Genomic DNA, 21,514 nt, shown 5'->3' with positions numbered 1-21,514 from the left:
AAATACAGCCTTATCAATCAGCCTTTCTTGCCATCAATTGTGTTCCGTCTGAATCAATTGTGATGGTTGAGCCTTCACTTATATCTCCAGCAAGTATAATTTTTGCAGCCATTGTCTCCACATTCTTCTGAATGTATCTACGAAGAGGTCTTGCACCATATACTGGATCATAGCCTTGATCGATAACAAACTGTTTTGCTGCAGGTGTAAGGGCAATTGTAAGTTGTCTGTCTGCAAGTCTTACGTTGAGTTCTGCAAGAATCAAATCTACAATTCCACCAATGTTGTTCTTTGTAAGTGGCTTGAACATGATAATCTCATCTAATCTGTTCAAAAATTCTGGTCTGAATGAATTTCTAAGCTCGTTCATTACTAACTCATTTGTGGACTCTGTAATCTCCCCTGTAGCTTCATCAATACCTTCAAGCAGATACTGTGAGCCAAGGTTTGAAGTCATTATAATGATTGTATTTTTAAAATCTACTGTACGCCCCTGTGAATCTGTAATTCGACCATCATCAAGCACCTGCAATAATACGTTAAATACATCTGGATGTGCTTTTTCTACTTCATCAAAAAGTACTACCGAATATGGCTTGCGGCGCACTGCCTCTGTGAGCTGTCCACCCTCGTCATATCCTACATATCCTGGAGGCGCTCCTATAAGACGACTCACACTAAACTTTTCCATGTACTCGGACATATCAAGTCTAACCATAGCATTCTCATCATCAAATAATGCCTGCGCAAGAGTCTTTGCAAGCTCAGTTTTACCAACACCAGTAGGTCCTAAGAATAGGAATGAACCTATTGGCTTACTAGGATCCTTGATGCCTGCCTTTGAACGAATAATAGCCTCAGATACAAGCTTTACAGCATCATCCTGACCCATAACTCGTTTGTGAAGCTCCTCATCAAGGTGCAATGTCTTGCTGCGCTCCGTCTCGTTTAGCTTTGCTACAGGAATGCCAGTCCATCTAGAAATAATACGGGCGATTTCATCCTCTGATACATTTTCATGAACTAAGCTGGCATTTCTGCTTTTTAGTTTTTCCTCTGCATCTGCAAGCTGTGCCTGTAGCTGTGGCAATCTACCATACTGAAGCTTTGCTGCTTCCTCTAAATCATATTTCTGCTGAGCAATCTTGATTTGTCCCTGAACATTATCAAGCTCCTCTTTTGCTTTTGCCACATCCTCAACAAGCTTTTTCTCATTATCCCATGCAGCTTTTTTTGTATTAAATTCATCACGGAGCTCTGACAATTCCTTTTGTAAGTCAGCAAGTCTATCCTGTGAAAGCTTATCAGTTTCCTTTTTAAGAGCAGCCTCTTCTATTTCAAGCTGCATTACTCGTCTGTTCATTTCATCAAGCTCTGCTGGCATTGAGTCAAGCTCTGTTTTGATAAGGGCACATGCCTCATCCACAAGGTCGATTGCCTTATCCGGAAGAAATCTATCCGAGATGTATCTATTTGAAAGTGTTGCAGCAGAAACAAGAGCTCCATCAGTAATTTTAACTCCATGGAACACTTCGTAGCGCTCCTTCAGTCCTCTAAGTATTGAGATTGTATCTTCCACTGTAGGCTCATCCACCATTACCGGCTGGAATCTTCTCTCTAAAGCTGCATCCTTTTCAATGTATTCTCTATATTCATCAAGTGTGGTTGCTCCGATACAATGAAGCTCGCCACGAGCAAGCATTGGCTTTAACATATTGCCTGCATCAAGTCCGCCGCTTCCATTTTTACCTGCTCCAATGATTGTATGAAGCTCATCTATAAATAGGATAATTTCGCCGTCGGAATTTTTAATTTCATCCAAAACAGCTTTTAATCTTTCCTCAAACTCACCCTGATATTTTGCACCAGCAATCATTGAGCCGATTTCAAGAGAGAATACCTTTTTATTTTTAAGTGCGTCAGGCACATCACCTCTGACGATACGCTGTGCCAAGCCCTCAACTACTGCAGTTTTACCTACACCAGGCTCACCGATAAGCACTGGATTGTTCTTTGTTTTACGGCTAAGAATTCTGATAACATTTCTGATTTCCTCATCACGTCCAATAACAGGATCAAGCTTGTTATCTCTGGCTCTTTCCACCAAATCATAGCCATATTTTTCGAGGGTATCATAAGTAGCCTCTGGGTTATCCGTGTTTACTGTTTGATTGCCTCTAACAGTGGCAAGTACAGCAAGGAATGAATCTCTTGTGATGCCAAAGTTCTTAAAAATATTCTTAATTGGGGCGCTAGGCTTTTTAATCATGGCAAGCATCAAATGCTCAACAGACACGTAGCTATCCTTCATAGCCTTGGCCTCGTCCTCAGCATATGTAAGAACAAAATTCAAATGCTGGCCTACTCTAAGGTCGCCACCCTGTACCTTTACTCTAGCGTTAAGAGCTGCATCAACTGCATTCTCAAACTGATTAGTGTCAATGTTCATTTTACTAATCAACGAAGGAATCAATCCATTCTCCTGTTTTAACAATGCCATCAAAAGATGCTCTTGCTCTATTTCTTGGTTACCATATTCCATAGCTATTTTTTCGCAGGAATTAATAGCCTCTATTGATTTCTGTGTAAATTTTTGGATGTTCATATAATCACCTCCTGTCGAAAATTCTCCCTGAATTTTCCATCAGTATTCCTTGTTACTTTTGTTATAAAACAAAAATTAGCACTCGTCAACCACGAGTGCTAATAATTTATAAATATTTTAGATTTTACTTGTCTTTATGATGGATAACCCTTCAAATTACAATCAAAGGGAAAAATCAACATGAGCCACAGTTCCAGCTTGCCCTGTACTTTCCTTCAGATATATACCAGTTTTCCTAAGGACGCCATCAGTCTCACCATCAGCATTTTTAAATGAAAACTCAGTATCTGCATTATGTAAATAAATAGCGCCCACATCAGCCTTCTTTAAATCCAGTAGTTTATCATTTCCATTTTCATCCTTTGTCCATACCTTTAGTTTTGAAAAAATAGAATCATTCTCATCAATCCACCCATTTCTGTCCTCATCATAGGCTGCAAGGTCCTTGAAACCATCACCTGATTTTGTGCCAAACAATTCTGAACCATCATTTATTTTGCCATCGTTATTTTTATCTAATGCAAGGAATCCACTTCCTGCACCTGTAAATGATATTTCATCCTCTTTACCATCAGAGTCCAAATCGAATTTAAATTTCTTATCAGATACAGAGGTGATATTGCTATCCATGTTAATAACCAAAGGATCAGTTAATATTCTTGTGTAGGTTTCGCTGGTAAGGGAGTTTATTTTCTGTGATAGACTTCTTCCTAAAGATACCTCAACATTGAAATTCAAACTTCGTCCATCTGCTGTCTGAACAGTTCCCTGGCTGGCGAAGGTTGTGTTTTCATATTCTAAATGCTCACCTTCTACCGCAGTAACCCTCTGCCAAACTTGGACTCTGGATGCTGCTTCCAAACTTGATAAATTCAAGGTTTTTGCACTTACACCGTTAACATTAAAATGAACGTCGTCACATCCGTCTGCTGCAGCCCCCATTATTCTGCGCTGCCATTCCTTAAAGGCATTTTGTTGTTCTGCCATCTTCTTATCCAATTCACTTTTGGCACCAGGCTTTCCGTTTAGTAAGTCTAAAATTTTTTTAACTATGCTGACCTCTAAATCCTCAAAATCCCATTGACTTCGGCCGCCATTAGCCTCACGAATACGCTTTTCCTGTTCTGCCATGTTGTTAAACATATTCTGTAGATTCTGCTGATTAACCTCTTTTTGCCTCTGCTGGTTTTCCTTTTGATATTGTTCAATTGCCTCTTTGTAGGATTTTTCCCCTTCCTCAGAAATTTTCATAATTGCCCCAAGAGTTTTTTCGTCTACTCTTTGATCAATTGTTGCAACTTCTACATGGGAATACGAGTAAGAATTGTGACTAGATGCCATGTTTACATGGCTGTTTTCAATCTTCATAGCGGACTCCTTTCCACAAATAAAGAATCTAAATGGACCAAACGCGAAGACCTTATACACTTCCCTGTGCCGAGTCTTCGTTTAGTGTATCGGATCATACAAACTTATAATAAATAGTAATATTACATAAAATACATATGCCAATGTAATGCATAATCATGGTACAATAATCCTACTATGAATGAACAAGATACTATTTTATATAACAGAATAATAGAACTATCAAACAGGGCATACCGAAACAATATATATGTATTCAGTGATTTCCTTAGTCTTAGTCAGCAGGATGTATTCTATCAGGCTACAAAAGACAAAGCATTTGCGCCAATTAAGTATGATTTATTCGGCGGATATAGCAATTGCGAGAGAAAAATGGTTCGTTTCGGTAGCGAATATGATTTCGGCTATGAAGTAGAATTTCCTATTAAATGTATAAAGGTTGAACCACTGGCCAAGAAATTTGCCAAGGAATATACACACCGAGATTATCTTGGCAGCCTTATGGGGCTTGGCATAGATCGTAAAAAGTTCGGCGACATTTTTGTAGATGGAATGGAAGCTTACATTTATGTTGATGAATCAACTGCAGATTATTTGTTGGAAAACTTTGTGTCTGTAGGACGTAACTCAGTAAAGTGCTCCTTTTCGCAGTTGCCAGAGTCTTATAAGCAAGCAAATCTAAAGGAAGTTACCATTCAGGTAGCATCACCTCGAGCAGATGCAGTTATTGCAAAGGTTTATAACCTTAGTCGTAAGGATACTATTCCATATTTCACCGAGAAAAAGGTTTCTGTTAATGGTCATATTGTTGAAAATAACGACAAGATTCTTGCAGCTGGAGATACTGTTTCTGTTAGGGGCTATGGCAAATTCAATGTTATAAGTGAGGGAGGCCTTTCCCGCAAAGGCAAGCTAAATCTTAATATAGAAATATTTGGCATACTGCAAAATCGCTAATCCCCACTATCTGTTTTTAGTAGATTTTTATAAAAATATCTAGGTATTGTGTTATTTATAGCAAACCACCACCAAATATGGTATTATTCCATATAGTGGAGGGGGATGCTATGGTTATAAAAGAAATACAATTCAAAACACATCTTAATTATCAGATTCAGGCTAGCTCCAATGAAAAGGATGAAGCCACACTTACCGTTAGCGATGTTGAAAACATCAATCTTCGCAAATGTCGTTTTGATGATTTCAAGGACGCTCTCATTTACATTCGCAACAACAATCCTGAAATTTCATTTAGTGATGCCGTCATCGACACTGTTAAACCAGCGGGATTTTCAGAGGATAAAATTTACAACTTTATTGAGTTAATCGAGTTTGCAAAACATACAGCCATCAGTATAGGAAATATGGCTCTATTTGTAGAGCTTCAAAAACTAGCTAGAGCTGCTGACACTTTCACATTAGAAATACGTCATAAAATAACCAGAAAGCCAACCAATATTATTCCATTTGAAGATTATAATGATTATGAAATAAAAGAGCCTCCTGTTATTACAGATGAGCTGGGAAGCTGTGTAATTGGCGGTGGTAATGATGAACCAGTTAAAATCACTGCCACTTTCCATGAAAGTGCAACACCTGTTACTCCCATAGTTTCCATTAGGGTATTTTCGTTAGCTACTAACTCATATTTACCAAATGTAGATATTATTAATTTAGACACTATATTTAAACCTAATGCTACATTGATGGAGGCCTTTGCTTACCTAAGTTATCAAGATTATCAGAAGCATACCTTTAATCATTCATTTGATCAGCTACTGGCAAATGGTGTCGTGTCAGTTAATAATTTGGAAGATATGTATTCTAATCATTATGACCTAAATTTAGCCGATAACTAGTATATATAATCTGACAATTTATAAACTAAATATTAAATAATTATAAATTATTAGCACTCGCTGTTGACGAGTGCTAATTTTAGGTGTATAACATAATCACAACAAGGGAACAAAAAGAATTGCTTCCAAACCAACAAAGAAAACGGGTTTATTTCAAATCAATTTTTTTTCATATAAGGAGGTAGTTATTATGTTAATGCCTAGTATTTTTTCAAATGATTTTGTTGATGACTTTTTCGGAGTACCACGTGTAACAGGTTTTGGTAACAGAATCGATAGTGATTTCTCACGTATGATGACTACAGATGTAAAAGAAACAGATAACGCTTATCAGGTTGACATGAATCTTCCAGGTTTTGCTAAGGAAGACATCAAAGCTGAATTGAAGGATGGCTATCTTACAATCAAAGCTGAAACAAATCAGAATAATGATGAGCAGGATGATGATGGCAAATATATCCGCAGAGAGCGCTACACAGGTTCTTGCAGCCGTAGCTTCTATGTAGGCGATACAGTTACTCAGGAAGACATTCATGCTGCATTTAAGGATGGTGTTCTTACACTCAGCATTCCAAAGAAAGAGGCAATTCCTCAAAAAGATGAAACAAAATACATAGCTATTGAAGGCTAAGTTATAAATCTAAAAAGTCCCAAAGGTTAATCCTTTGGGACTTTCGTTTTATCCAATAATATCTATATATTCACCGTTCAAGGCTTTGTTCATACTGCGAACCGCACAGAATTTTCCACACATAGAGCAGGTATCATCAAATTCTGGTGCACGATCTTCTCGAATTGCCTTTGCTGTTTCTGGATCAATTGCACATTCCCATTGCTTTTCCCAATCGAAGCACTGTCTCGCCCCAGCCATAGCATTATCAATATCCATAGCGTGTGGCACCTTCTTGGCAATGTCCGCTGCATGAGCTGCAATTTTCGATGCAACAATGCCTTGCTTCACGTCATCAACATTTGGTAATGCAAGATGTTCTGCAGGTGTCACATAACATAGGAACGCAGCACCATTTTGTGCGGCAATTGCACCTCCAATAGCAGATGTAATGTGGTCGTAGCCTGGAGCTATGTCTGTAACAAGTGGTCCTAAAACATAGAAAGGTGCACCCATACATATCTTTTGCTGAATTTTCATATTTGCAGCAATTTCATCCATTGGCATGTGACCAGGACCTTCTACCATTACCTGTACATCCTTCTCCCATGCACGTTTTGTAAGCTCACCAAGTCTAACAAGCTCTTCTATCTGACATACATCTGATGCATCCGCCAAGCAGCCTGGTCGACAAGCGTCACCTAATGAAATAGTCACATCATACTCCCGGCAGATTTCAAGAATCTCATCAAAATATTCGTAAAAAGGATTCTCCTCTCCTGTCATTGTCATCCAAGCAAATATAAGAGAACCACCTCGGCTTACAATGTTCATCTTACGCTTGTGCTTTTTAATTTGCTCGATTGTTTTTCTTGTAATTCCGCAGTGAAGGGTGACAAAATCTACACCATCCTCTGCATGCAACCTAACTACATCAATAAAATCCTTCGCCGTAAGTGTAGCCAAATCTCTCTGATAATGAATAACACTATCGTAAATTGGTACTGTACCAATCATAGCTGGACACTCAGCTGTAAGCTTGCGACGGAAAGGAATTGTATTTCCATGACTGGATAAATCCATTATAGCCTCAGCGCCCATGTTTACAGCAGCCATAACCTTTTCCATTTCTACGTCATAATCCTTGCAATCACGAGATACACCAAGGTTAACGTTTATCTTGGTGCGAAGCATGCTTCCAACGCCCTCTGGATTAATGCATTTATGATTCTTATTTGCTGGAATGGCAACCTGCCCCTTTGCCACTAGCTCTCTGATTTCCTCTGGTTGACGATATTCCTTCTTTGCAACGATTTCCATCTCAGGTGTAATGATTCCCTGACGGGCTGCATCCATTTGTGTTGTGTAATTTCCCATTCTTATTTCCCTTCCATTAACATATGATTAAGTGGACCATGGCCCTGGCCTAAATCCAAATTTGCTCCAATTGCCTTTGATAAATAATCCTTTGCTCGCTGGATTGAATCCTTTAAATCGTGTCCTAATGCCAAGTTACAAGCAATAGCACTTGATAAGGTGCATCCTGTTCCATGAGTATTAGGGTTTTCTATTCTTTCTCCATAAAACCAAGTTAGGCTGCCAGCTTCATACAAAACATCATTGGCATCCTCTATAGCATGGCCTCCCTTTACCAAAACACTACAGCCATACTTTTCTCCAAGGGATTTTGCCACCTGCTGCATATCCTCTTTTGACTTTATTTCCTGGCCTGACAGAGCTTCGGCCTCTGGAATATTAGGAGTGATTACTTTTGCTAGCGGAAAGAGTATTTCCGCCATTTTCTCACTTGTTGAATCCTTCATCAACTTACTGCCGCTAGTAGCAACCATGACAGGATCTACCACTAAGTTTTCAATTCCATATTCTTTTATATTATTTGCAACAATCTCTACCTGCTCAGGAGTAGGCAGCATACCAGTTTTTACAGCATTAGCTGGGATATCTGATAAACATGCCTTTATTTGAGCATCTAAAAACTCAGGAGTGGACTCTAAAATATCGGTGACTCCTAAAGTGTTTTGGGCTGTAAGCGCAGTGATTGCACTCATACCATAAACACCATGAACTGTCATAGTTTTTAAATCTGCCTGAATACCAGCGCCACCACTACTATCGCTACCAGCTATAGATAAAACTACTTTCATAGGTTTCCAAAGGCCTCCTTCATATTCTTAGCTGCCTTCTTTGGAGAATCAGCCTTCATGATTGCAGATACAGCGCAAATACCATCAATATTTATGCCCTTTAAAACACCAAGGTTTTCTGCATTAAGCCCACCAATTGCATTTACCTTTATTGGGACTGCATCACAAATTGCTTTTAGGGTATCTGTTGAGGTAAGAATTGTTTTGACCTTTGTGGTAGTAGGATAAATTGCTCCTACTCCAAGGTAATCTGCTCCGGCTTCATAAGCAGCCTTTGCCACTTCAACTGTTTTTGCTGTTGCTCCTAGGATTTTATCAGGTCCAATTAGTTTTCTTGCAGTAGCTACAGGCATGTCTTCTGCGCCCACATGGACTCCTTCTGCATCAACTGCCAACATAACATCCACTCTGTCATCAATAATCAATGGCACATTGTATTTCTTAGTAATTTCATGAACTGCCTCTGCCAATTCAATATATTCTCGAGTGGTTTTGTTTTTTTCTCGTAGCTGCATTATGGTAGCTCCACCTTGTAGAGCCTGTTCGACTCTCTCCAAAAATTCAGCCATATCATAATTGCTACTATCAGTTATAAAATAAAGTGTTGTATCAAAATCCATTATATTCACCAATCCTATCAATAAGATTTACCATGAATGTCCCGCCCCCTTTTGGAGTACTAGCTTTGCATCCACATTCCTTGAAAAAATCACATGCCTTTTCAACAGATTTCACTGTGTTTTCAAAAGCTAAAAATGTAGCCATTATAGCTCCTAACATACAGCCGGTTCCTGTTACTGTGCCCATTTGTTCACAACCACCCTCTACCGTATATAGTTCATTACCAAAAGCTACGTAATCAATAGGACCTGTTGCAACTACTATACAGTTGTAATACTTAGATACTGCTAAAACCGCTGATTTTACCTGGTTTATATCCAAGTTTATTTCTGAATCAACTCCACTAGCTCTGTAGTAATTGTTATTTATGGCAAGGATTTCAGAGTAATTTCCTTTGATTACTGTGGCAGAATTTTCAGCCATAAGTTTCTCAAAAAATTCTATTCTAAGCTTTGAGCAGGCCACGCCTACTGCATCAAGAACTACAGGGATTTTCTTCTGGTTTGCTACAGCAATAGATTTTTCCATTGCTGCCATTCTTGTATCTGAAATATTTCCAAAGTTTAAAAGTAATGCCTCTGCTGTTTCTGTTATTTCACTAACCTCTAAGGGATGTTCCGCCATAATAGGTCTTCCGCCTAGAGCCAATATGGCATTAGCCGATTGATTCATGGCTATCGGGTTAGTTATACAATGAATTAAAGGCTTTGTTTCTGAGTTTTGTGCCATACACTATCTTCTCCTGAAAGCTTTGATTGAATTTCCCTGAGTGCTCCCATTCTCTGAAGCTGATATAAAAATACAAAAGCAATACTTCCGCCAATTAATGTTCCGCAGATAAATGAAGGTACATAGAATAACCAGCTGAGGCCTTCTCTACCCCAAAGGAATGTCATTACTGGATAAGAAACAATTGCACCAATAATACCTGTTCCAATTATTTCACCAAGAACAGCTGCCCATATTTTTCCTTTTGATACCTTGTAAAGAACTCCAGACAAAAGGGCTCCGAAAACTGCTCCAGTAAGAGCAAGTGGTGGAATTCCCATAAGCGCCATTCTTATAACACCAATCATTACTGCCACTGCAAATGCATCAATAGGACCTAAAAATACTGCTGCCGTAATATTGATTAAATGAGCCATAGGACACATTCCCTCTACTCTTAGTAGTGGTGAGATAACAACTCCAATAGCAACCAACATAGCCATCATAACCATTCGTAATAAATTGTACCTTTTCATTTTTATCCTCCTTAACTGGTCCGTTTGCTTGTAGTCTGAGGATCCGAATTCACATCATTATTTTAAATAACAAAAAATGGAGTACCCAATTTGGGTACTCCATACAACTTCAATGTTTTTCCTATAGTGCGCTACAGGCATCCCTACGTTGGCATTATCCAAATCAGGTTCTCGGTCGAAGGTCACACCTTCCTCTCAGCCTGTATACAAGCTCCCGTTTATTAAATTTTAAACACCTACATTGTATCGTATTTACGAAGTAATGCAAGCATTATTTTTCGAAACTATTTACTTTAAAAATTCAACATGCTTAATCGGACACTTTTCCTTTAGGTCCATAACAAGGCTATTCAAATCATCCTCTGTTTTATCAAACAAGGCAATAATGTATTGGGTCTCTGTATAATGAAGCTTGATATCATGAGCATCAGTGTGCTTTTCAACCACATCCGATAATACATTTTTGATTTCTGCCGCATCAAAGAAAATAACTCTGTAGTCCTTTCCCTTTTTCTCCATTAACTTCATAACATAGCAAAGCATACGAATATGAGATGGATTTTCCACCTTTACATTGGCAAGCATGTCTTTTTGTAGTTTCTTTTCCAAGAGTGCTGAAGTTCTAACAGTTCCTTGGTCATCCACCGCCACACCGCCAATAGTGTATGGCGAAATTTCCTTTGAATCAATTAACCTTACAAATATCTCTGTAATAGCAGGATCAAACTGAGTACCTGAACACTGTATAAATTCCTGTCGAACAATTTCATCTGCCAATCTGTCTCTATATACACGATTAGATGTCATGGCATCATAGCTATCTGCCAGGGCCAATATTCGTGCTATCAAAGGAATGTCTGTATCTGATAAACCATCAGGATATCCTTTACCATCGAATCGTTCGTGATGATATCTAATACCATCTAATAGCCCTTCCACACTTCCGCCGATGGCACTCATAATTTCGTAGCCAATCTCCGTGTGCTTTTTCATCAAACTAAATTCTTCATCGTTCAATCGACCTGTTTTGTTCAAAACACTGTCAGCCACACCGATTTTTCCGATGTCATGTATCAATCCAATATAATGAATTCTTAAAATATCCTCCTCTGTAAAGTCATAATCCGCCGCCATCTCTCTGGCCAATCGCTGTGCATAAAGTCCAACTCTCTCCGAGTGACCACCAGTATATTCATCTCTAGCATCAATGGCTCCAGCAATAGTCTCAATAGTATTGATTGTCATCTTAGTATAGTTAATGGCGCGATTTTCATAACCCTTGACCTCATCATAAACCGTCTGGACAACGGTTCCTCCAATAAGCATCACTATGGCCAAGCAAATCTCTGTACCAGATGTATGGAAATGATTCGTGTAGTAGCTTATCAATTCCCAAGTAGACATTATGATAAAGCAAATCATTCCTACCATTGTAAAAATGTACTCTTTAACTCTACCTGTAATAATGTCGGTGATAATATTTATAATGACCATGATTGCACACAGCATCGTCCATGCGTGAGACAAATGCATGGTTGTATACAAATCAGCTATTCCCAGTGTGTGCAACATGATATTCACATTTATCTGTAGCATAACCAAGGTCTCTAATACTACATATCTGACATGATATACCCTGTGTTGAACCTCATCAAAAAATAGGCAGGCCAATGCTCCCATTAATTCAACAAGTAAATACGAAAAGTACTGGGTCATTGTTGCTCTGTGAAAAATAAACTGCCTAAGCGGAGACTCGCTGATTACCCAGAGTGCTATAGTGATAATTAGAAGACCTAGATTTCTAGGAGCCCTTACATTAAATACATTTTCAATGAAAAGTGCTGCAACAACAAGAACTATACCAATTATCAAAACAAAAAATACAATAACAATAACAGGAATTCCATTTTTAATTATTTCAAACCAAACATTATTTCCATTGCCAATCCTTACCTCATTAATAACTGGGTCATGCTTGAATCTTAAATGCATGACAATAGTTTTGCCGGAATCAGCTGCATCTAGACCGGTAACCACATATGCGCTAGGAATGTAATAGGACATGTTGTCAATCCTATCTGATGAATAGGCACTTCTTAATTCATTATCCACGTAGATAAAGATATCCTCGATGGATGTACGAATCATCAAGCTCATTCCATCGCTTAAGTTCTCAGGGAGTGTATTGTAAATATACACCTCATTTCCCTGTTCAGCCCCAACTGTAATAGGCAAAGAAAACTCGTCCTCAGGATTATCTGCGTACTTCCAGCCCTGATTAAAATCCATAGTTTCAAAAGAGCCCATGGTGGCCTCTTGGGAAGTGCTGTTATCGAAAATTGCAATTGTCATTATTACAATAATCAAGGTCAATATGAATAAGACCATGATTCGAATAATATTTTCTACAGCCTCTATTATTTTTGATTTAGAACCATTCTGAGCTTTCTTTTTATCCATAAAGAACTACTCCTAAAATAAAGTGGTTCATCTGAGAACATCCGTAAGATTAGACACCTTTATATAATATCCTCTTATGCTACTGCCTTTCCTTAAAAGCACTCCGATATCGTAGCAATACAATTCCCCCTTATATTCGTAGGTTTTTCCTTTTGTTGCCTCGATTTTGCCTTCCTGCACATATTTCATCAAGGATTGTCTAAGGAAGGTGTTAAATCGACCGCCATTTCCCGGGATTTTTTTCTCTAATTCCCATGAGTTTAATTCAGGATAAAGCTGTCTAGCTGTATTGTTTGCCCCCATATATCTGAGATTTTTGTCAAACATTATATATCCGTTTTTAATTATCTCATCCTCAAACATATTCTGATTGTAATATACCGAGAAGAAATAAACTCTTATTACGATGGATGAAATAATTATTATAGAAAAAGTGGAAACAAGTGGCATCATCTCATACTTTAGATGCAGCAATCTCTCTAACAGATACAAGCCGACAGTCAATATATCTGTAAACAAAATCATATCCAAATTTCTTCTACTAACTAGTGCTGTCCTTTTGTTAAGGGCATAAATAACAACTACAATTCCCGATGCAGTATAAACTAACACGGAAAGCAGATATAGATCATGAACTGGTCCGTATGTCTTTGTAACATAGCTTCCAGCTTCACCAAAATGTAATTCAATTGACTGATAAAAAATTGTGAGATGACCTGTAGTACATACACAGAAATATATAAGAATTTGTACTCCTATGAGCACGGCTTTTAGAATATTCGGAAATGCAATTCTACAAATATTGCAAATTACTAATAAAACAAGAATTGGAGAAAACAAACCTATGCCATAAGTAATATTATTGGCAAGGATTGCTTCCTCCAAATTAGATGCTTTTGAAAGCGCAAAAAAACCACCATTGCTAACTGCAATAACAACAGACAAAAGTACTATATCAACACTAACTGTTCTCCCGTAAGCAAGTAGAAATAAGAGCACCAGAAGTGTTATGCAAAAGCAACCAAAATAGATAATTTGCAGCAATTTCTACCTCGTTTCTTGCGATATAACGTGTCTGACTTCATTATATACAATAACAGGCTGAAAATCCACAGCATTGTCTTGGCTTTACTTAAGGGACTCTATCTGATTTAGGATATTTTTCTCATTAAATGTAAAGAATATACATGCACCTATGAAGCATGTAATAAATGCGATAAGTGCTGATGTTCTGTAGCTTGCCTCTGTACCAGACACTGTAACAGAGGTAAATACAACAAGCGCTAATGCTTGGCCCATTTTAAATGCAAATGTACGAGCTGCGAAGAACATTCCGCTTCGATCCTCTCCTGTTTGGAGACGAGTAAGTTCTGAAATATCAGCAACACATGCCTGTGGAAGTATACCAAGAATAGCCATTGGAACAGCTGCTGTAAAGGCAACGATAAATCCCCATATCAAACCTTGGCCACATAGTGTTGTAATCAAAAATACCACGCTGTATGCAAAAAAGCCTGTGATGATAAGCTTTTTCTTTCCAACCTTTTTAGCAATAATATTTACTGGTGCATAGAGACATACACTGATAAATGTCATAGTTGCTGTAAGTAAGAATGTGTATGTATCTTCTATTTTCATAAGCTTTGTCTCATAGAAAGCAAGACCTGTTTGGAACAATGTAAGTGCAAAAAAATATATAACATCACTTGCTACAAAGCGTCTAAACTGTCCATTGGAGAATGTCTTTACCAAGGATGTAAATGGCTTTGTCTCGCTAGGCTTGCTATCGATGTAATCACGTTCCTTTATATAGAATGCAGGAATCAACATTGCTATACATGCCACTGTAGCCATGATAGCCACTGCTATTCTGATTCCGCCCTCTAAACCAAATGTGCCTTCAAGAGCACCAGCTAAGTTTGGTAGCATAAACGAAAAGCTCTGTCCAACAATAAATGTAAATGAAATATATGTAGAAACATTAATTCTATGCTGCTGTGTGTCACCAAGCTCTGCGATAAGAGCATTGTATGGTGTGCAGAACATTGTCATGAACAGATAAAATATCATCAACAGGATAAAAAGAGCAAAATCATTTGCAATTACATTACCAGTCTGAGGTATTACGAACAGGCCAATTGTGCAGAGTGAAAATGGAATTGCCATGACACGCATAAATGGAAGTCGTCGACCACCTTTATAGTTACTTCTATCTGACCATCCTGCTATAAGAGGATCTGTTATGGCATCAAATATACGTCCTACCGCAAGGACGAGACCAAACAATGTCAATTTAAATAGTATAGGGTTTTGAGTAATTCCTGAGGCGAAAATACCTGTAGTAGGATTCTTTGCATCTGGTGTGCCGCTGTAGTAATACACCATCCAGTTGGTTACTACTCCTGATAGTAAACTCCATCCAAACTGACCTAGAGCAAAAATCCAAAGAAGTTTGTTAGTGATAGGTTTTAGTTGTTTCATTATTTATTCCCCCTAAATAATACAAAAAGTAGCTCAATACCTTCGTATTTAAGCTACTTTGATTATACCTTATGCGGAACTAGTTTTGCAAATATTAGTTTCCTATTTTCCAGGATGCACAATGTGCATTTCTACATGATTTTGAACTTCTTCACTTGGATTAAAAGAATATACAATTTCAGTAACTATATTTTCAAGTATTGCAAGTGATATATTGTTATCAGTTTCTCTTATATCAAATTGTTCCCCTTTGTAATCAATGTATACAACACATTGATTTTCCACAGCAGAATACTCTGTTTTGATATGGATATAGGGATTTTCATATTTTGGAAAAAGTATCTGCTGCAATGTTTCTTCAATAGCTAGTCTAATTCTATTTTTCTCTATGGATAACACATCATTTTTAATCAGATACATCTCTAAATTTGTATCCATTTCAATGAAATCATAGTCTCTACTATCTATTTCAGTCTCGAATACTCTTAGACCTTTTATAAACCTTCGCGTAAGTTCTTTTTGAGGAGCATCAAAAATTTCTTCCGGTGTACCTTCCTCGTATATTCCACCTTCATCCATGTAAAATACACGATTAGATATAGACCTTGCGAAGTTCATTTCATGAGTAACTATAATCATAGTCTTTCCGCTCTTAGATAGGCTCTTTATTACAGACTGTACTTCTGAAACCATTGTAGGATCAAGGGCTGATGTAGGTTCATCTAGCAAAATCACCTCTGGATCCATGCATAGAGTTCTGGCAATAGCCACACGTTGCTTTTGCCCACCCGAAAGTTCATCAGGATAGGAAAATGCTTTTTCTTTTAATCCTACTTGTTTTAATAGTTCAATTCCCTTTTCGTAAGCTTCCTGCTTATTGCGGTCCATCAAATCCATTTGTGGAATCATCAGATTTTCTATTACAGTCAGATGTGAAAAAAGATTAAAGGATTGAAAAACCATTCCAATCTTCCTTCTCGCCTCCTTCACATCAAAACCTTTTTCTGTTATATCCTGTCCATCCAAAATAATCTTACCGGATGTAGGTTTTTCCAATAGATTAATACATCTTAGAAATGTACTTTTTCCAGTTCCGGAAGGACCTATCACAGCTATTACATCTCCATCATTTATAACAGTATTTACCTCTTTAATAGGTACCACACTTGGAAATTCTTTTTTTAAATTAACTATCTCAATCATCAACATTCACCCCCTTTAATATATCAGCTGTTAGTCGCCTCTTAGGGTCAAAATGTCTACTTAGTCTTCCTACTATAAATTTTATTACTCCTCCAAGTATAAAATACATAATAGCAACAGCTATCAACGGAAAAAATGCTTCGTAAGTGCGTCCCCTTACAATATCACCCATTTTTGTCAAATCTTGCACTGCAATATATCCTACTATTGCTGTTGCCTTTACAAGTGACACCACCTCGGCCTTATATGCAGGTAGAAAGTGTGGTATTGCCTGGGGTAATATAATACGGAAAAAGGCTCTGATATCGCTGTATCCAAGAGATAAAGCTGCCTCCATTTGTCCCTTGTCGATAGCTCCAACCCCCATTTTCAACATTCCAAATACACTGGCTCCAAAAATAAGAGTAAACGCTATAATAGCAACAACTGTTCCACTTAAATCAGATTTTGCGAAAACTATATAATATAAAATCATAAGCAATACCACAACAGGTATTCCTTGAATAAACCATAATACAAATGCCGATACCTTTTTCGTTACCGCGTTTTCTCTGCGACAAATCAAGTATGACAAAAATCCAAGAATAGAGCCAAATACTATTGCAGAAACCGTAATAGTAAGTGTAGTAATTATTCCATCTATAAATAGCTTATAGCGTTTTTCTCTAATAAAAGTCTTTTTAAAACTCTCTTTTACTTTTGAAAAGAATGAATTATCAACTGTGTCTACATCTTTTGCCCTCACAACAAATACAAATGATGCCGGCTGATATTCCAAAAAATCCATACTTTCTTTTCGTTCCTCGGTAATTACGATAGAGCCACAAGCAATGTCTGCCTTCCCCGCTTCTATTGAAGACAAAACTGCTGAAAAATCCATCGGTATAAAGTTTACATGAACATCCAACTCCTTTGCTATAAGAAGTATTGTCTCTATATCAAGTCCTAATATTTCGCCATCCTGTCCCACATAGCTCATAGGCTCCACGGTATCGCAAGCAGCAACATTTACTGTACCATTACTTCCTGGCCAATCCTGAATTGGAATTGTTTTAATACTATCATCAGCACTAGTCCATTTTTCCCACAGTTCTTTCTTTGTTTCATCCGATATACTTTCGTATACCTTTGCCCATTCATCACATCTTTCATCCCCCTTCGCAAAAGCCAATCCGAAGGCAGTTTCTCCCAAATGTTCAGGAAATACTGCAAGTTCAGAATCTCTGTTTGCCACTAAGTCAGCTATAGCATTGTTCATAAGCCCTGCATCAGTTTTGTGTTCTTTGATTGCAAGCATCATATCAGGAGCAGATTGAAAATATGTAAACTCTTTTACATTTTGAACTTTAGAAGAAATCAAACTTTCAAATGGGGCACCTGTCAACATTGAAATTGTTGTTCCATTTAATTCCTCAAATGTCTGATATTCAGGTACAGACTTTGATGAGATTTCATTTGCTGATTCTAAGTCTGCTGTAGGCACTGCAAGTACTACACCACCATAATAAGTTGGCTCTGAAAAAAGCACCTGTTCTTTTCTCTCGTCGGTAACATTCATATCTGTTGAAAAATCGCATTTTCCAGACTGCACAGCAGGAATGCGTCCTGAAAAATCTGTATCCATAATTTCAAGAGCATATCCTCTATCTCTACAAAAACGAACTATCAAGTCGATATCATAACCAACATTTTTTCCATCTTTTATATATGACCAAGGCATATCTGTAGAAGTGGTGACAATCTTTATTGTTCCATTTTCGCCAGTAAGATCAGACATATCAATAGTCTTTTTTTCTTCATCTATTCCTAGCCATATATCTCCAATTTCTTCAAAAGTACCATCCGCTTTGATTTCATTTAAAAAATCATTAAATTCAGAACAAAGCTCTGCACTCTCACTACTATTTTTATTAAAAGCAAAGCTCTGATCCTGTTTTGTAATTTTATCATTTATATAACTTATTTTAGGCTGCTCGTAATTTATTGACCTAATATTAGCTTCATCGGATAAAAATGCATCAATTTTCCCAGTAGTAAGCGCTGTACATAAATCAGGATAGGAATCAAAATACAAATATTCACTGTCTGGAAAATTATTAGCAGCAATATCTTCCATTAGCGTTCCTGTTAAGACACCAATCTTTTTTCCGTTATAATCCTGCCAATGTATAGACATATCATTAGTCTCACCTTCGGCAGATACAATTTTTGAAAAAGTTGGTAACAGTAATACAGCCCCAATAATCATTAAAACTAAATACTTTTTAATTTTCATATCTCTTCCCAGCAACCCCCGTTTTTTTTCAATTTTATATTTTTAACGACATCAATACAATAAATGTCCAATAAAAACACAGAAATATCATAAATATCGTAACGTTCTATAAATAAAAATTTATAATCAATAATTATTACTATTTTATTATTGACATATTGCTTGAACATGTTATTATATAAATAATCATTATTGATTTTGTGATTTTTAAGGCGGTGTTTTATGAATTACAGTAGACAAAGAGAATCCATTAAACAATATTTAATGTCTACCCATGAGCATCCTACTGCTGAGGTTGTTTATCAGCATGTTAGGGAAGAATATCCTAAAATCAGCTTAGGTACTGTATATAGGAATCTTACACTTTTGGTTGAGCTAGGCGAGGCCAAAAAGATTTCAACTGGCGACGGTACCGACCATTTCGATGGTGACACCTCTGCACATAGCCACTATTACTGCAGGTGTTGCAAGCGTGTAATGGATTTGGATATTACACCTAGCATTGAGCAGATTTTGGCAGCTTCAAGTGCTGGGCTAGGTACAGTCGAAAATGCAAATCTAATATTCACTGGCATTTGCAAAGATTGCATTATCAATAACCAAAAACAATAATCATTTTTATTTTTGAAAGGAGATTAATTATGGCAAAATATGTATGTCCTGTATGCGGTTACATTCATGAGGGAGACAATCCACCAGAGGAGTGTCCAGTATGTCACGTAAGTGGTGATAAATTCAAGAAGGTTGAGGGTGAAATCGCTCTCGCTGCTGAGCATGAGTTCGGCGTATACGCTACAACAGTTAAGAATAATCCAGAGATTTCTGATGAAGATAAAAAATACATTTTCGACCAGCTCAAGGCTAACTTTGAGGGTGAGTGCTCTGAGGTTGGTATGTACCTCTGCATGGCACGTGTTGCTCACAGAGAGGGCTACCCTGAGATTGGTCTCTATTGGGAAAAGGCTGCTTACGAAGAGGCTGAGCACGCAGCTAAGTTTGCTGAAATGCTCGGTTCTGAGTTAGAAAAGAATATGACAGACTCTACAAAGAAGAATCTTGCTTGGAGAGTTGATTGCGAGTACGGCGCCACAGCAGGTAAGGTTGATCTCGCTAAATGTGCAAAGAAGAACAACCTTGACGCTATCCATGACACAGTTCACGAGATGGCTCGTGACGAGGCTAGACACGGCAAGGCACTTGAAGGTCTTCTTAACCGCTACTTTAAATAATAAGAAAATACCGAAATAAAAAATGGGGCCTGCACTTTGAAGTGCAGGCCCAGTGTTTACTCTATTTCATCAGAGACATCATTTCCTCTGGATTGTTCAATGCATTCTCGATAATTGCTGCTAGAATGCTAGTATAACCTTTGCCCAAAGATTTGGCTTTTTTAATAGTTTGAGGACTTAATCTAAGAGTAATATTCTGCTTACGATTCTCCCTTTTATAATTTTCAGCATATGTCAGTATTCTTTTAAACTGTGCTAATTGTTCTTCTGTAAATTCTGGTGCATCTTCATCAAATACTATTGGATTTTTAGAAGCTCTCTCCACCTCCATAAGCTGTTCTTTTGAAGGCTTCTGATTATTTTTTAAAACCATTGTTTTAGTTGCCATAATACGCACTCCTTTCTGCTTTGGTAGCAATCCTCGCTGATATGATTCTATATCTTTCACCTCGAATAGTATATATAACTGTCAGCACCTTACCTACCATGCCTATGGTAGCATATCTATCTTCAAAATCACTATGATTTACATCAAAATACTCTAATCTATTTGGATCATTAAACACAAAAGCTGCGGTAGAGAAGGATATTCCATGCTTTCTTATATTTATTTTCTCCTTCTCGTCATCCCACTCAAATATAACCTCTTTCATAATTACAATTTAACATATGCATTACAATATTGCAATACATTTGTGCAATACATCTTGTTAGATAATTTAGTTCATTACAGCAAAAAACTCCAAGCCCACAAACAGGACTTGGAGTTTTTATCTCTTTAGAATTCAATTCAATACTGTTATAGCACTATTTAATTCTGCATAATTCCGCGATACTTTCGATTTGCGAACCATTGTCCAAACTTATCTTCATATCCAAGTTTTTATTTCTTAGTTGCTCTTTTTCTCTTCTTCACTTCTTTTTCCAGACCTTTTACACTTTTAAGATACTCTTCTTCCACCAGAGATAATGTATTCTCCTGAAAAGGAAGTTAATCCCATAAAAGGCTTATTAGCATCTGCTCTTTCATAGATCACTTCTGCCGCAGTATGACCGTGTGCCGCGTAATGAAGCTTGTTCTGAACAATCTTAAAAAACTGTATAGACTCATCACTCTTCGGATTATAATCGACGCTGGTTGCATACAAATCCAGAACCTGACGATAAAGAACCTTTTCTGATGAATGGATATCTCGAATTCTGTCAAGAAGTTCTTTCCAGTAATTACCACCGCCATTTTCCTTTAGACGCTCGTCATCAATTGTGAATCCCTTGATTATATATTCTTTCAAACGTTGCGTTGCCCACTTACGGAAATGCGTCGCTGTTGAAGATTTAACTCGATAACCCAAAGAAATTATCATATCAAGGTTATAAAATGGAAGTTCCCTTGT

Annotated in this window: 18 protein-coding genes, 2 pseudogenes and 1 riboswitch; of the genes and pseudogenes, 5 read left to right on the top strand and 15 right to left on the bottom strand. The window is 37.5% G+C overall.

From position 1 onward, the window contains the following. Nucleotides 1–13: 13 nt before the first annotated feature. A complete protein-coding gene (clpB, locus tag E7276_RS05800) occupies nucleotides 14–2,605 on the bottom strand; it encodes an ATP-dependent chaperone ClpB (RefSeq protein ID WP_294214887.1) in 2,592 nt (863 codons plus the stop codon). Between the two features lie 162 nt (nucleotides 2,606–2,767). Continuing rightward, nucleotides 2,768–3,973 carry a hypothetical protein gene (locus E7276_RS05795; RefSeq protein WP_294214885.1) on the bottom strand — a complete coding sequence of 402 codons (1,206 nt, stop codon included), beginning with the start codon at nucleotides 3,971–3,973 and terminating at the stop codon, nucleotides 2,768–2,770. Between the two features lie 177 nt (nucleotides 3,974–4,150). Here E7276_RS05795 and E7276_RS05790 point away from each other — a divergent pair, with 177 nt between their 5' ends. The 3 genes from E7276_RS05790 (at nucleotide 4,151) to E7276_RS05780 (ending at nucleotide 6,463) form a co-directional block, all read left to right on the top strand. Then, nucleotides 4,151–4,930, top strand: coding sequence for a YlmH family RNA-binding protein (locus E7276_RS05790; protein ID WP_294214883.1), 780 nt, complete (start codon nucleotides 4,151–4,153; stop codon nucleotides 4,928–4,930). A 110-nt stretch (nucleotides 4,931–5,040) separates the two neighbouring features. Further along, nucleotides 5,041–5,832 (top strand): hypothetical protein, encoded by a 792-nt coding sequence (locus E7276_RS05785; RefSeq protein WP_294214880.1) that lies wholly within the window; start codon nucleotides 5,041–5,043, stop codon nucleotides 5,830–5,832. A gap of 190 nt (nucleotides 5,833–6,022) precedes the next feature. Then, entirely contained in the window at nucleotides 6,023–6,463 is a 441-nt protein-coding gene (locus E7276_RS05780; protein ID WP_294214879.1) for an Hsp20/alpha crystallin family protein, read from the top strand. A gap of 48 nt (nucleotides 6,464–6,511) precedes the next feature. Here E7276_RS05780 and thiC read toward each other — a convergent pair whose 3' ends face one another. The 10 genes and pseudogenes from thiC to E7276_RS05730 form a co-directional block, all read right to left on the bottom strand. Next, nucleotides 6,512–7,819 (bottom strand): phosphomethylpyrimidine synthase ThiC, encoded by a 1,308-nt coding sequence (thiC, locus tag E7276_RS05775; RefSeq protein ID WP_294214877.1) that lies wholly within the window; start codon nucleotides 7,817–7,819, stop codon nucleotides 6,512–6,514. Between the two features lie 2 nt (nucleotides 7,820–7,821). Continuing rightward, nucleotides 7,822–8,607: a bifunctional hydroxymethylpyrimidine kinase/phosphomethylpyrimidine kinase gene (thiD, locus tag E7276_RS05770; protein ID WP_294214875.1), complete on the bottom strand. Its 786-nt coding sequence runs from the start codon at nucleotides 8,605–8,607 to the stop codon at nucleotides 7,822–7,824. Then, nucleotides 8,604–9,227 carry a thiamine phosphate synthase gene (gene thiE / locus E7276_RS05765; protein ID WP_294214872.1) on the bottom strand — a complete coding sequence of 208 codons (624 nt, stop codon included), beginning with the start codon at nucleotides 9,225–9,227 and terminating at the stop codon, nucleotides 8,604–8,606. The genes thiD and thiE overlap by 4 nt, the downstream gene beginning before the upstream one ends. Continuing rightward, nucleotides 9,217–9,957 (bottom strand): hydroxyethylthiazole kinase, encoded by a 741-nt coding sequence (gene thiM, locus E7276_RS05760; protein ID WP_294214871.1) that lies wholly within the window; start codon nucleotides 9,955–9,957, stop codon nucleotides 9,217–9,219. The genes thiE and thiM overlap by 11 nt, the downstream gene beginning before the upstream one ends. After that, nucleotides 9,927–10,472, bottom strand: coding sequence for an energy coupling factor transporter S component ThiW (thiW, locus tag E7276_RS05755; protein ID WP_294214869.1), 546 nt, complete (start codon nucleotides 10,470–10,472; stop codon nucleotides 9,927–9,929). Before thiW ends, thiM begins: the two co-directional genes overlap by 31 nt. A 123-nt stretch (nucleotides 10,473–10,595) precedes the next feature. After that, nucleotides 10,596–10,700: riboswitch (TPP riboswitch) on the bottom strand. A gap of 60 nt (nucleotides 10,701–10,760) precedes the next feature. After that, entirely contained in the window at nucleotides 10,761–12,932 is a 2,172-nt protein-coding gene (locus E7276_RS05750) for an HD-GYP domain-containing protein (RefSeq protein ID WP_294214868.1), read from the bottom strand. Nucleotides 12,933–12,959: 27 nt separating this feature from the next. Further along, nucleotides 12,960–13,976 (bottom strand): histidine kinase N-terminal 7TM domain-containing protein, encoded by a 1,017-nt coding sequence (locus E7276_RS05745; RefSeq protein ID WP_294214866.1) that lies wholly within the window; start codon nucleotides 13,974–13,976, stop codon nucleotides 12,960–12,962. An 84-nt stretch (nucleotides 13,977–14,060) separates the two neighbouring features. Next, the gene (locus E7276_RS05740) at nucleotides 14,061–15,413 is read right to left on the bottom strand and encodes an MFS transporter (RefSeq protein WP_294214865.1); all 1,353 of its coding nucleotides are present in this window, start codon (nucleotides 15,411–15,413) and stop codon (nucleotides 14,061–14,063) included. 495 nt (nucleotides 15,414–15,908) lie between these two features. Beyond that, a pseudogene (locus tag E7276_RS15165) lies at nucleotides 15,909–16,616 on the bottom strand (amino acid ABC transporter ATP-binding protein); the annotation flags it as partial. Next, nucleotides 16,609–18,891 carry an ABC transporter permease subunit gene (locus E7276_RS05730; protein WP_294214863.1) on the bottom strand — a complete coding sequence of 761 codons (2,283 nt, stop codon included), beginning with the start codon at nucleotides 18,889–18,891 and terminating at the stop codon, nucleotides 16,609–16,611. The pseudogene E7276_RS15165 and the gene E7276_RS05730, both read right to left, overlap by 8 nt. A gap of 222 nt (nucleotides 18,892–19,113) precedes the next feature. On the opposite strand from E7276_RS05730, the gene E7276_RS05725 reads away from it, so the two are divergent. Then, on the top strand, nucleotides 19,114–19,503 hold the full coding sequence (locus E7276_RS05725; RefSeq protein ID WP_294214860.1) for a Fur family transcriptional regulator: 390 nt from the start codon (nucleotides 19,114–19,116) through the stop codon (nucleotides 19,501–19,503). Between the two features lie 29 nt (nucleotides 19,504–19,532). Further along, nucleotides 19,533–20,120, top strand: a complete 588-nt coding sequence (locus E7276_RS05720) for an NADH peroxidase (protein WP_294214856.1) — start codon at nucleotides 19,533–19,535, stop codon at nucleotides 20,118–20,120. Nucleotides 20,121–20,181: 61 nt separating this feature from the next. On the opposite strand, the gene E7276_RS05715 is transcribed toward E7276_RS05720, so the two are convergent. The 3 genes and pseudogenes from E7276_RS05715 to rhuM all read right to left on the bottom strand — a co-directional run. Further along, a complete protein-coding gene (locus E7276_RS05715) occupies nucleotides 20,182–20,508 on the bottom strand; it encodes a BrnA antitoxin family protein (protein ID WP_294214854.1) in 327 nt (108 codons plus the stop codon). Continuing rightward, nucleotides 20,498–20,773 (bottom strand): BrnT family toxin, encoded by a 276-nt coding sequence (locus E7276_RS05710; RefSeq protein ID WP_294214851.1) that lies wholly within the window; start codon nucleotides 20,771–20,773, stop codon nucleotides 20,498–20,500. The genes E7276_RS05715 and E7276_RS05710 overlap by 11 nt, the downstream gene beginning before the upstream one ends. A gap of 321 nt (nucleotides 20,774–21,094) precedes the next feature. Beyond that, nucleotides 21,095–21,514: pseudogene (rhuM, locus tag E7276_RS05705) on the bottom strand (RhuM family protein); the annotation flags it as partial.

It is taken from the genome of Pseudobutyrivibrio sp., from assembly GCF_015057185.1.
Taxonomy (GTDB): Bacteria; Bacillota; Clostridia; order Lachnospirales; family Lachnospiraceae; genus Pseudobutyrivibrio.
Note: the sequence above shows the minus strand (reverse complement) of the source record. Positions and strands in the feature narration are given on the sequence as shown.